Genomic DNA, 13539 nt, shown 5'->3' with positions numbered 1-13539 from the left:
ATTAACTTTCTCCAATTTATTCTATATCTCTAATACTTTCTACGATACTGGACTTAAATAAAATCTTAGATGGCAATACCGCTGCCACTATAGTAATTATTATAGTTACTGCTAATGTACTTATAACATTAAGTACTGGAAAGCTCCAAGTTATTTCTTGTCCAAAAATTACTTTTGACTTTGACGCAATTATTATAGAAATTAAACTTCCTAATACTACTGCAATTCCTCCAGAAACAACTCCATATATAGCTCCTTCTCTCCTTATAATCTTTTTTACTTGTTTTTCACTTAATCCCATTGCTCTCATAAAACCAAATTCTTTTTTTCTCATAATAGCACTCATATTCATGATATTAATAAGATTTATTATACTTACTATAGCTACAACTATAACTACACTATACATAGCAAATACTATTTGAATATTATTTCTTTTCACCTTTTCTAATTCTTCTCTAAAAGATAATATTTCCAGATCCCTTTCATCATTTAACTTCTCTTTTATTAAAGCTTCTGTTTTTTCATAATCAGCTCCTTTATCCAAAACTAAATCAAAATGTTGATATCCATATACATTCATATAGTCTTCCATAGCTTTTTCACTTACAATAACCATGGCTGATGCCTCTTTGTCAATACTTTTGAGTGCTTCTTCACTAATAATGGCCCCTACCTGAAAATCAGGCATACCAATTCCTAAAAAAGTTCCTGAAACATCAAACTTAGCACATTGTAATCCAAGTATATCTCCAACCTTAATATCCGTATAATTATTTCCATTTAAATGTTGAGCAAGAATCAAAACCTTCTCTTTTTTCATTTTTTCTATATCAATGTCTCCTTCAATGATATATTCCTTTAGTTTTTCCAAATCTTTGTCAGAGTATCCATAACTTTCAATGCCCAATTCATACCTGTTTTGTTCTAGTAATTGATTTAAAAATCCACCCATTTTAGCTTCCGTTTCTAAATGCTTTATTCCATCTTCCGTAAACATTTCTTTAGGAAATTCTATAGTTGTAGATTTCTGTTTTGTTTTTGAAACAATCTTTACTCCTGGTATAGAACTTACTTTTTCATCCAATATCCCCATTTTAGAATTAAGTTTGAAATCAGCTCCAAAACTATCTTTGAAAACTGCTACTGGATTTGTTGAACCTATAATATAATTTATAACCATAAACATAGTTATAGTTATTATCAATGATAGTGAAGTAGTTAAAAATCTTTTCTTATTTCTTAACAAATTAGTATACGCCATACGCCCTTCAAAACTAACTCTCCGTGAAATGTTCTTCTTCCCCTCTAATGATGCTCTTATTTTATTTCCATCTAAATTTAAGTTATTACTTCCTGAAATTGCTCTTACTGGAGATATTATGGAAGCTTTTTTAGCTGGAAAATATGACCCTATTAATATGGTTATTACTCCTATAAATATTGCTATAAGCAATATTTTAATATCCATACTAAAAACAGATCCTAGATTATCTATTCCTGTTGATATTTTTATAATTAATCGTGTTACCCAATTCCCAAGTAAGATACCTAAAGGTATAAATACAATAGCCATAAGAAATCCTTCACCCAATATCATCATTTTTATTTTCCAAGGAGGACATCCAATAGCTCTAAGCATGCCTATCTCTTTAGTTCTTTCTGATACACTTACATTAAATATGTTATAAATAATGATACTAGAGATTATCATTAATACTATAAATATAAAATACATGATGGAATCATACTTTTTATACTGGTCTTTTAAATCTAATTTTGCATAATTTAAAGAAAAATCACCTTGACTATAATCTGATTCTACGAATTTCTCTACTGCTGTTTTAGGAGAAAACCTTGGATTTACAGTGATATATGCTCTACTCTCAGCCTCTTGAGTTGTTACTTTATTCCTATTTAATAATTCTTCTGCGTAAGTGGGTGTTATATATGCCTTCCCTTCTCCAGGTGCATAATAATTTCTATACGTATTTTTAAATAATCCAGTTATAATAAACTCAGCTTCATCATCTTTATAAAAAAACTCTGTATTTCGACCTCTATAGGTAATTTTATATGGAATCTTTATCTTATCACCTATATTATATTTTTCTGGGAATAAATCCAACATCCATTTTTCTATGGCTATTTCATTATCCTTCTCTGGATATTTACCTTCAATAAGTTTAAAGTTTAAAATTTCAGTAGCATTGTCATCATAAGATGCTATTTCTAATGTATTTTCAGTATTAGGTATGTCATATCTTCCAACTGGTATAACTACCGTCATATCTTCTATCATATTATCCTTACTTAATTCATCAAAATTAAAGAATCCTCTTGTATATAAATCCATATCATATATACCTCCAGAATCATCTACCATTTTCTGATATAATGATTCTTTTAACGCCTCAGATATAGTGCTTAAAGAAACTATAAGAGCCATAGAAAGCATTATTCCCAATGCTATAAACACAATTCGTTTCTTATTTTTTATAATATACCTAGGAATAATTGACCAAAAGCTTTTCATGTAATATTCCACCCCTATTCTACTTCCCAATTATATGCTTTATACTGTATTTAATTAAATCATGTTAATTTAATTCTATTTATAATTTCCTCACCTTATATTATTAATTTTACATATGTTTTAATTAATTGTAAAATCATGTAGTTATATGTTTAATTTTCCTATATAAAACTATATAATAAATATATATTTATTCTCACTTATACTATAAAATCTAATTTGTTTTTTTTAATGTTCTCACAAAGAACATTTTTAATTTTAGCAAAAGGAGTACTCTATGAATAAGTTAGGACATAAAATAAAAATCTTAAGAAAAGCTGCTAATCTTACCCAGGTTGATTTAAGTTGCGATATTTTAAATCGTACATCATTAAGCAAAATTGAAAATGGCAATTTAAATCCATCTTTACCACAGTTAGAACATATTTCAGATAAATTAAAAATAAGCATCTCTGATTTAATAAGTGATGATGATATTTCTTTATTAAAATTTAATTTACCTAATAATAATTTGAATCTTAAAGAATTATATGACAATAAGAAATATTTTGATATAATTGATAAAGGTAATGAACTTAAACTATCTGACTTTAATTCATGTTTCTATTTAGGAATGAGTTATTATAAGGCAGATTTAAAAAAAGATGCACGTAAGTATTTAAGTAGATGTGAAATCTTATTTAATAGGCTTTCTGAGGCTGATAAATACATATATGTAGAGAGTTTATGTATAACCCTTAATTCTCTAAGGAAAATTGAAATTAAATCTTTTAGTGATGACTTAAATTTAGAGTATCTAAAAAAAACTTTAAATTATTTAAATTTATATAATCAAAATAGATGTGAAATTTATTTTATAATAAATAATAATATAAGTGCATGTTATTTATATAGAGAACAATATGAAAAAGTTATATTGTTTATTGAAGATTTTTTAAAAACAAATGTTAAAGTTAATTCTCCTACAGTACTATGTTCTTTTCATCTTAACCTTAGCATTGCTTATTTTTCAATGAAAAACTATGTAAAAGCTATAGAATATATAAATAAATCTATATTCTTTTATGAATATATTGGTGATAATCTTGAGGCAGGTGAATGTTATTTAAATTTATTTAATTCCTATCTATATAATAACCAGCCTAATAAATGTAATGAACTACTAGAATTTTTATTTGAATCCTATGGTAATATTAGACTTATAAATACTTATAAAGTATTAGAATTAACCTTACTTTACAATATTAATGATATAGAAAAAATTGTTAATAAAAGCAGAGAAATAAGCTATACAGGATTAACATATAAATCAAAAATGGATTATGATTTTATTCTTGCTAGAACTAATTTTATTAATGGAAACACTAAATCTTCTTTGAGACATTATAATAAATGCTTAAAGTATATGATTGATAACAAAAAATATCTAGATACCTATCTAGCATATAGCGATATGTTTAGTATTACTGAAGATGTTAAATATAATATAGAAGCTACTAAATATAAAGATATATATGACAATGAAAAATATAATCATATGCGTCCCAATTTAACTTCTCCTCATTATTTTTCTTATATTAACAAGTAGTTTAATTTAAACTTAGTCAACCTCACAAATATTCAATTATTTAAGTCTATCTCTATAAATCACAGGGTTTAAAGTTCATTAAAAAACAGAGTATTAAAGGTAGACTTGTAAATATAGTAGCTAATTAATCACAGAAATAAGGAATAGATTGCTCCTGCTAATCTATTCCTTATTTTTAATAAAATTAGTATAAAGTTTTTAACCTTAACCTACGTTATTAATATTTTGTTCATAGCTATTACTATTAACATTATTTGAAATTAGTTTGTATATTACTAAACCACAAAGAAGGAATACTACTCCTGTTATTATAAATACATTTACTATTGAAATGGAATCTATAGCCCATCCACAAATTGAAGACATTATAGGTGAAGATGCTAATATAACTGTTGATGAAAGTGCTCCTACCCTACCATAGTAGCTAACATCACAAGTCTTTTGGATGTCTGTAGATGCCCACATCATTATTATAGAACCAATAATACCCACTAATAAAAACATGGCTAATGCTATATACCTATGATTAAATAGACATACTAATAATACCCAAATTCCCATTATAGTAAAACTATATAAGTATGCATTTCTCAACTTTAAATTTTTCTTCACTAACATAGGATATATTACTGCCCCCAATATAGTTCCAATGGAGAATGTTGTCATAAAATATCCAGACCAAGCTTCTCCAAGACTTAAATGAACATCACTAAAAATAGGTAAAAATGATGTTAAAGGGATTATTCCACAATTTATTATAAATATAACTATAAGCATTATAGTTATGTGTTTATTTGAAGCTATATACTTTCCAGCATCCCTTAAATCAAATAATATTTCCTTTGGATTGGTAATATTTTTATTTTCAACCTTAGGGAGGGATATAATTAGTGCTGCAATAGCTGATATGAAAAATGTTACTGCATCTATAACAAATAATATTTCTTTATTTAAAGCTACCATAATAACCCCTGCTACTGCATAACCTATAGACCTCATTATAGAATTAGTAGTGGTAGTTAAACTATTTAAAAGTGGTAAATCCTCTTTAGGTGTTATTTGAATACTTGCTACTCCATAGCATGGCTCATAAAAACTCTCAGCTATTGATGCTACACTTGCTAAAATATAAATATGCCATATATTTATTATATTAAAATACATAAATACCGGAATCAATATTAAGGCTACCGCCCTCACTAATTCACATATAAACATTATTGTTTTTTTATTGTATCTATCTACAATTACTCCTGCAATTGGTCCTATAACTATATTAGGAATTCCACTAAATAACATAACCGTTCCCATAGCAAGTCCAGACCCTGTTAACTCATACACTAAATACATAAGTGCTAAGCTTTCAATAGCATCACCAAATCTAGATAAAGCTCTTGAAATCCATAAAATCATAATACTTCTGTTTCGTAATATTCTATTCATATGCTTCCTCCCTTATTTCATCTCTCGCAATATATTTTACATATGTTTTAATTAATTGTAAAATATTGTAGCTATATGTTTAATTACTTTATGAAAAATTATATAATATAAGTACATTAATTCTCACTAATACTGTAAAATCTAATTTGTTTTTTTAAATGTTCTCGCAAAGAACATTTAAAATTTTAACAAAAGGAGTATTCTATGAATAAGTTAGGGCATAAAATAAAAACCTTAAGAAAAGCTGCAAAGCTTACCCAAGTTGATTTAAGTTGTGATATTTTAAATCGTACATCATTAAGCAAAATTGAAAATGGCAATTTATACCCCTCTTTACCACAGTTAGAACATATTTCAGATAAATTGAAAACAAGTATATCTGATTTAATAAGTGATGATGACAATTCTTTACTAAATTCTAATTTTACTAATAAAAATTTGTATCTTAAAGAATTGTATGACAATAAAAAATATTTTGATATAATTGAAAGATCTAGTGAACTCAGACTTTCTGACTTTAATTCATGTTTCTATTTAGGTATGAGTTATTATAAAACTGAATTAAAGAACGATGCAAAAAAGTATTTAAGTAGATGTGAAATCTTATTTAATAGGCTTTCTGAGGCTGATAAATATATATATGTAGAGAGTTTATGTATAACTCTTAATTCTCTAAGAAAAATTGAAATTAAATCTTTTAGTGATAACTTAAATTTAGAGTATCTAAAAAAAGCTTTAAATTACTTAAACTTATATAATCACTGTAAGTGTGAAATCTATTTTATAATAAATAATAATATAAGTGCATATTACTTATTTAATGAGGAGTATGAAAAAGGTATCCATTTCATTGAAGACTTTTTAAAAAACAATATTAAAATTAATTCTCCCACTATGTTGTGTTCTTTTCACCTTAACCTTAGCATTGCTTATTTTGCAATGAAAAACTATATAAAAGCTATAGAATATATTAAAAAATCTATATTCTTTTATGAGTATATTGGTAATAATCTTGAAGCTGGTGAATGTTATCTAAATTTGTTTAACTCCTATCTATATAATAACCAGCCTAATAAATGCTGTAAACTTCTAGAGTTTTTATATAAAACTTATGATGATGTAAGACTTATAAATATTTATAAAATATTAGAATTGACCTTATTTTACAACCTTAATGATATAGAAAAAATTGTTAATAAAAGTAAACATATAAATTATACATCACTAAGGTATAAAACAAAAATGGATTATGATTTTATTCTTGCTAGAACTAATTTTATAATTGGAAACTCTAAGGCTTCTTTGAGGCACTATAATAAATGTTTAAAGTATTTAATTGAAAATAAAAAACATTTAGATTTGAATCTTGCATATAGTGATATGTTTAGTATTACTGAAGATGTTAAATATAATATAGAAGCTACTAAATATAAAGAATTATATGATAAAGAAAACTATAATCATCCACATCCAAATATAACTTCTCCACATTATTTTTCTTATATTGACAAGTAATTAATCTGTCTTTAATTTAAACATACTTAGCCTCATATACATTGAACAGTATACTTTTTAATAGCCAAATCACAGCTTTTAAGATTAATAAAAAAAACAGAGGAAAATCTCCTCTGTTTTATTTTTCACTATGATTTATTGGTAATTTTCTTTCACTATTATCAGAATTTTTACCTTCTCTTATGGTTATGCAACTATGTCTTGCTTCTTTATCTTTTATGGTAATGGGCCTAACATAAATATCATCATACCATATTTTTATTAGATAGGTCTTATTTGGTGGTAATGGACCAAATAAAAATTGACCATATTCATCTGTAAAAGTATGGGTTATAGGTAATATACTTAATGGGTCATTTGGATCTTCAAGTATGATTAACTTTACTACTGCATCACTAATTGGTTTATTATTCTTATCAATTACTCTACCATAGATAACACCTCTGTTATCATCACCAGTTTCAACCTTAGCATCTACATACTTATCTCCATAAGTAGTTGATTGAAATTTAATTAATTGCTCACTCATTTTATACCTCATGAAATATTGCTTATATCATCATATGAGGAATATAAAACTTTTGTACCAATGAATTATTTGTACCTTTCAAGAACCTTTTTAGTTTCTTCTAATAGGCTTGTAAGTTCAAATACGTCTCCTACTTCTAATAACTTATTAAGCTCTTCTGTAAACCTTGATGCTTCTCCAGTTTTCCCTAGGGAAGATATAGTTAATATATTTTCCACTATATTACTTACTAAAGAAGATTTTACCTCAAATAGCTTTTGAGCATCCTTTATTTCATCTTTTATTGCTAACATTTCTGTATCTAAGTTAAAGGCTGCATCTGCTGCATTTTTAAGCTTTCCTTTAATGTCTATTGGTATAGCATGCTTATATTTATAGTTTAAAGAATGTTCCACTGTAGCCCAGAAGTTCATTGCCAAAGTTCTTATTTGAAATTCAGCAAGCACTTCACACATTCCAGATGCCATATTTACTGGATACTTTATAATCATATGGTAACTTCTATAACCACTAGATTTTACATTAGTAACATAATCTTTTTCATAAATTATATGCATGTCTTTTCTTTCACGTATTATATTTACTACTTTATCTATATCATCTACAAATTGGCACATGATTCTCAGTCCAGCAATGTCTTCCATTTCATACTGGATTCTATCTAAAGGTATATCAAATTTATTAGCTTTCTCTAGTATACTGGAAACCTCTTTAACCCTCCCCGTTACAAATTCAATAGGTGAGTATTCATTTTTCTTTCTTAATTCTCTTCTTATACTTCTAAACTTTACTTTTAATTCCTCTACTGCTTGGTCGTATGGAATTAAAAAACTCTTCCACTCAATAACTGCCATATATGTCATTCCTTTACTAACCAATTCTATTAATCCGTATTTAATTATATCATATAATGGTATTTTTTATGGTATTTTATATGACTTTTATTGAATTTTTTATTAATCTAAAATCTTAATAGGAGTAAACTCTATATAATCACAGGATGTTAAAATATACTCAACTCCATCTTTTTTTCCTTCAAAAACATTTAAAAGTCCTCCACCATGAAGATGTCCATAGATTACCTTATCCACTTTATATTCCTTAAACATTTCTAAAAATTCATTTTCCTGCATATTAGGAAATATAGGTGGATAATGAATCATACATATTATTTTTTTAAAACCACTTTTTATGGCTGCATCTATGGAAAATCTTAATCTTATAAGTTCTCTATCATAGATTTTTTTATCGTGAGAATTAAATTTGGGATTATTCTTTAAAATCCATCCCCGACTTCCACATATAGCATAATCCTCATATGCGAAAAAATTATTTTGGATAAACTCCATCCTCTTAAACATAGAATTAAGCTTAGTAATTCCAGTCCACCAATAGTCATGGTTTCCCCTAACAAATATTTTTCTCCCCGGAAGATTATTTATAAATTCTAAATCAGCCTTGCCATTTTCCATATTCATAGACCATGAAATATCCCCTGCTACTAATACTGTATCTTCATCTTTCACAATTCTAATCCAATTTTCTTTTATTTTTTCATCATGATTGCTCCATTTTTCCCCAAATATATCCATAGGCTTTTCTCCTGTTGAGGCTAGATGAAGATCTGAAATTGCATATAATGCCACTTAACCACCTACTATCTATTTCATAATCTTTTTATTTAAATTTATTTGTACTTATTATCTATCTCCATAACATAGGCTATAACCTTTGCCACTACATCATAAAGCTCATAAGGAATTTCACTATCTATATCAACTTTAGTAAGCATATCTGCAAGTTCATCATTATATACAATAGGTACATCACTTTTTTCTGCTTCTTCAAGGATTTTATCAGCTACATTACCCATACCTGCTGCTGTAACCTTTGGAGCATTCTGCCCATATTCATATTTTAAAGCTGCTGCTTTTTTTCTCTTTCTATCTTCCATATAAGCACACTCCTAGCTAAACTCTAGTATTAATTGTAGTGAAATCATCATCTTCAAAGAAACTTCTGCAATTTGAAAAAGAAAAATCATGTTTTTTCTCTTTTATAAAAATATTAAACATATACTTACTATCAATTAAGTCATTAATTAACTTTCCCTTAAATCTTTCTAATATCTTTACATATGTGGCTTCACTCTCTATTTCAATAGTGGCCGAATTTTTATTAACGGTTAAATAAGCATCTACCTTTTCCATATTTACAGTGGCTACACTAGCCGCTATTTTAATATTTTCAGTATCTAACTTTTTTCCTTTACTTCTTTCATCCTTAATAATCAGCTTACAATCATATTCCTTATCTTTCATATCCAGTGGAACATTAAGAAAATAATAATTATTATTTATTGTATTAAACATTTTAAACTCTTGAAACTTGGTTTCTAAGTTTTGAATCACATTATTAAAAGTACTAGTTTCTTTCTGGGATAACTTAATTAATTCCATTAAATCATTTTTTATAAAGGATATCTTTTCTCTTAATTCATCCTTTACCATAGTGCTAGTTATACTTCTATCTACCATGATATCTGATTTAAGCTGCTTAAAGAGTTTATTAGTGCTATCTACTTCGTCCTTGCCGTGGGATGCCATTTTCCCCAGTAGATCCTCTTCATCATTGACTATTCCTATTGTTCTTTCATTTATAATATCATTAGAATGCTTTACTTCTTTGTTTACCATCTTTTCTGAAGATAATATAGCTTCTTTATTTTCTAAGCTTTCCTTTATTGATACCATAGGTTGAGAACTATCTTTTTCAGAATATATTAATTTATCACCTTCACTAATAGTTGAATTTCTATTAACAATAACTTCTCCTTGTGTATCTTTATTAATATTGCCAATAATCTGCTCTTTAATAACATTGGTAGTTTCCTTTATCTCTGGTAAAATACTGTATTCATTAGAGATAACCTTTGAAAAAGCTTTGATATTATATTCATTTAGCTTTATATCCAGAGCTTTCATAACAAATACGTCATCTATCTTTAAGTTCTTAATTTCATTTAAAACTCTACCTAAAGTTGCTTTTATTTGTTCAGCTTCAGAACTATTATTTTGTATTCCTTTAGCTTCTATAAATTTATCAATGAATTTATTTAACTCCTTAGGAGAATTATTGCTTTGATCTATAAACTCCTTAAGTCCCTTAATTTCTAAAAGATTTTCTTCTGTAATTGGAATATTGTTCTTAAGCATAGATTTTAATATAGGCACATCCTCTTTGCCTACTGGAAAATCTAAGTTTTTAAGTAATTCTTCCATTAATGGATCTTTAATAGCTGAGTCACCATTGTTCCCAAGGCTATCTATAACATTTGATTCTAATATTCTAAGAAGAAATTTTCCTCCTTCAAATCCATCTAGTTGAAATTTAAACATATAATCATCTAAATTTTCTTGAAGTATATCTCCATCTACCCTTGCCGGAAATACTCTTCCATCAAGTAACTTTATTATAACATCAGTTGTACTTCCCTCTAACCTTAAAATTCTAGCAGAAAATGAATCTCCTTTTTTAAAGGTGAGCTTGTTAAAATCATCTCTTGTTGTATAGTTTTGTACCATATTAATTTTCCATACATTTGACATAGACTTCACCCCCTATTAAACTAATCGTATCATTTTCAGTTTAGTGAAGTATATTACAAAAACAATGAGTATACCATTAGGCATACTCATAAATTTTTTTACTAAGCTATCACTAATTTATAGAATTTCTTCTTTCCTCTTTTTATTAAGGCATATCCATCCTTTTCTAGGTAGCTTTCATTAAATGTTTCATTAACATCTTCTATTTTTATATCATTTATAGTAAGTCCACCTTGCTCTATAAGTCTTCTTCCTTCTTTCTTAGATGGAACAATACCTGTTTGTGCTATTATATCAAGAATTAAAGCAGCTTTCATATCTTCAGCAATTTCTACTGTAGGTACATTGCTCATGTCTACTCCACCACTAAATAGAGCTTCTGCAGCCTTTTTAGCTCCCTCTGCTTCTTCTTCTCCATGGATAAGTTTTGTAACCTCATAAGCAAGAACCTTTTTAGCTTCGTTAATTTCTGCTCCTTCTAAAGCTGAAAGTCTTCTTACTTCATCCATTGGAACAAATGTTAGTAGGCATAGACACTTCTCTACATCTGCATCATCAATGTTTCTCCAGTATTGGTAGAATTCAAATGGTGATGTTTTATTAGGATCAAGCCATACTGCTCCATTGGCTGTTTTACCCATCTTATTTCCTTCACTATTTGTAAGTAGTGAACATGTCATACCATAAGCTGATTTACCTTCTTTTCTTCTGATAAGTTCCATTCCTGCTAAGATATTTGACCACTGGTCATCTCCACCTAATTCCATTGTGCAATCATATTTTTTATTCAATACATAGAAATCATATCCTTGCATTAGCATGTAGTTAAACTCTAAGAAGGATAATCCTTTTTCTAATCTTTGTTTAAAACATTCAGCAGTAAGCATTCTATTAACTGAGAAGTGTGAACCTATATCTCTTATAAAATCCACATAATTTAAATCTAAAAGCCAGTCTGCATTATTTTCTAGGATTGCTTTATCATCACTAAAGTCTATTAGCCTTGAAAGTTGACCTTTTATACAAGATATATTGTGATCAATTTCCTCTTTAGTTAGCATTTTTCTCATATCTGTTCTACCTGATGGATCACCTATCATTGCAGTACCACCACCAACTAAAGCTATGGGTCTATGCCCTGCCTTTTGCATATGAGACATAAACATCATAGCAATAAAATGTCCTATATGAAGACTATCTGCTGTGGGATCAAATCCTATATAAAAAGTTACCTTTTCCTTTGCAAATATTTCTTTCATTTCTTCTTCATGTGTTAATTGTTTTAAAAATCCACGTTCCTTTAAAACGTCATATACATTGTAATTTTCCATAACTTCCTCCAACATCTTATAGTTTTTTTACTTTAATCTTCGGCTATGATTTCAATTTTAACAAATATTATTAAGAAACTAAAAAAGTCCCTAGTATAAAAATACTAGGGACGAAAATTTCCGTGGTACCACCCAAATTTATAATTTAAAATCTTTAAAAGAGTTTAAATCATTCTCTTCCTTAATAACGTTAGGAAACCGTAACAGCCTACTACTACTACTACTTCGACCTAAGACTCTAAAATGTATTTCATTAAAATCCTTTACTGATTTACACCGTCCATCAGCTCTCTTTAAAATTCATTTAATTACTTCTTTTCTTCATCGTCTCTTACTATATTCTATTTTAAATACATATTACTATTATTATTATCATTTTTCAAGAGTAAATACTAATTTTCTCTAAACAACATATTTTTTAATAGTATCTGGTATATTATTTTCTTCACAACTAACGTTGGCATAAAAGTCAACTTTAAATTTTTCTGATAAATATTCTAATTTATTTAGTATTGAACCAAAATCATCTGCATCATTACATATGTCACTCAAAATACCGTCTATAAATATACTTTCCACATCATAGTCTTTAGATATTATGCCACATATAAAACCGTAAAAATCTTTGTAATTATGAATATTAAAGTCTTTAGAACATATAAACCTTATGTTCTTATGAATACGTAGGAGTCCTCTTGTGTCATCATCGATATACACTAGATTTCCTTTTGAGTTACTTACCTTTGAATTAGCTAAATTCATTAATGCTTTTGTTTTCCCAGAGCCTTTTTCTTTACAAAATACTTGAATCATTTTAAACGCCCCCAAACTTTTTAATAAAATACATTAACTTTAATAGTTATATTATATAATATTCAGAATATTTAATCAATAGTTCCTATTAACTTATATATTTCTGTTATTTTAATTATATGTGAATAATTAGTACATTATTATTATTTTATATACATAATAAATTATTCTTAAAT

At 27.2% G+C, this 13539-nt stretch carries 11 protein-coding genes and 1 other annotated feature; of the genes, 2 read left to right on the top strand and 9 right to left on the bottom strand.

The features are described 5' to 3' along the window. Nucleotides 1-16: 16 nt before the first annotated feature. A complete protein-coding gene (locus ACTNBA_RS07760; RefSeq protein ID WP_441073309.1) occupies nt 17-2536 on the bottom strand; it encodes an ABC transporter permease in 2520 nt (839 codons plus the stop codon). Nucleotides 2537-2813: 277 nt separating this feature from the next. On the opposite strand from ACTNBA_RS07760, the gene ACTNBA_RS07755 reads away from it, so the two are divergent. Beyond that, the gene (locus ACTNBA_RS07755) at nt 2814-4124 is read left to right on the top strand and encodes a helix-turn-helix domain-containing protein (protein ID WP_441073307.1); all 1311 of its coding nucleotides are present in this window, start codon (nt 2814-2816) and stop codon (nt 4122-4124) included. A 204-nt stretch (nt 4125-4328) separates the two neighbouring features. Here ACTNBA_RS07755 and ACTNBA_RS07750 read toward each other — a convergent pair whose 3' ends face one another. Beyond that, the gene (locus ACTNBA_RS07750; protein WP_441073306.1) at nt 4329-5567 is read right to left on the bottom strand and encodes an MFS transporter; all 1239 of its coding nucleotides are present in this window, start codon (nt 5565-5567) and stop codon (nt 4329-4331) included. 204 nt (nt 5568-5771) lie between these two features. Between ACTNBA_RS07750 and ACTNBA_RS07745 the strand changes: the two genes are divergently transcribed. Next, complete coding sequence (locus tag ACTNBA_RS07745) at nt 5772-7082, top strand: helix-turn-helix domain-containing protein (RefSeq protein ID WP_441073305.1); 1311 nt, start codon at nt 5772-5774, stop codon at nt 7080-7082. A 118-nt stretch (nt 7083-7200) separates the two neighbouring features. On the opposite strand, the gene ACTNBA_RS07740 is transcribed toward ACTNBA_RS07745, so the two are convergent. The 7 genes from ACTNBA_RS07740 to ACTNBA_RS07710 form a co-directional block, all read right to left on the bottom strand. Next, on the bottom strand, nt 7201-7611 hold the full coding sequence (locus tag ACTNBA_RS07740) for a carboxypeptidase-like regulatory domain-containing protein (RefSeq protein WP_441073304.1): 411 nt from the start codon (nt 7609-7611) through the stop codon (nt 7201-7203). Between the two features lie 65 nt (nt 7612-7676). Next, nucleotides 7677-8465, bottom strand: a complete 789-nt coding sequence (gene yjbM / locus ACTNBA_RS07735) for a GTP diphosphokinase (RefSeq protein WP_346869007.1) — start codon at nt 8463-8465, stop codon at nt 7677-7679. A gap of 102 nt (nt 8466-8567) precedes the next feature. Then, nucleotides 8568-9257 (bottom strand): metallophosphoesterase, encoded by a 690-nt coding sequence (locus ACTNBA_RS07730; RefSeq protein WP_441073303.1) that lies wholly within the window; start codon nt 9255-9257, stop codon nt 8568-8570. A gap of 41 nt (nt 9258-9298) precedes the next feature. Continuing rightward, nucleotides 9299-9565, bottom strand: a complete 267-nt coding sequence (locus tag ACTNBA_RS07725) for an EscU/YscU/HrcU family type III secretion system export apparatus switch protein (RefSeq protein ID WP_346848949.1) — start codon at nt 9563-9565, stop codon at nt 9299-9301. A gap of 16 nt (nt 9566-9581) precedes the next feature. Next, nucleotides 9582-11219, bottom strand: coding sequence for a hypothetical protein (locus tag ACTNBA_RS07720; protein WP_441073302.1), 1638 nt, complete (start codon nt 11217-11219; stop codon nt 9582-9584). 101 nt (nt 11220-11320) lie between these two features. Continuing rightward, nucleotides 11321-12550: a tyrosine--tRNA ligase gene (gene tyrS / locus ACTNBA_RS07715; RefSeq protein WP_035132465.1), complete on the bottom strand. Its 1230-nt coding sequence runs from the start codon at nt 12548-12550 to the stop codon at nt 11321-11323. A 103-nt stretch (nt 12551-12653) separates the two neighbouring features. Beyond that, nucleotides 12654-12884 (bottom strand) — a binding site (T-box leader). 68 nt (nt 12885-12952) lie between these two features. Next, entirely contained in the window at nt 12953-13363 is a 411-nt protein-coding gene (locus tag ACTNBA_RS07710) for a hypothetical protein (protein WP_441073301.1), read from the bottom strand. Nucleotides 13364-13539: the final 176 nt, after the last annotated feature.

Source organism: Clostridium sulfidigenes, from assembly GCF_052067195.1.
GTDB classification, from domain to species: domain Bacteria; phylum Bacillota; class Clostridia; order Clostridiales; family Clostridiaceae; genus Clostridium_J; species Clostridium_J sulfidigenes.
Note: the sequence above shows the minus strand (reverse complement) of the source record. Positions and strands in the feature narration are given on the sequence as shown.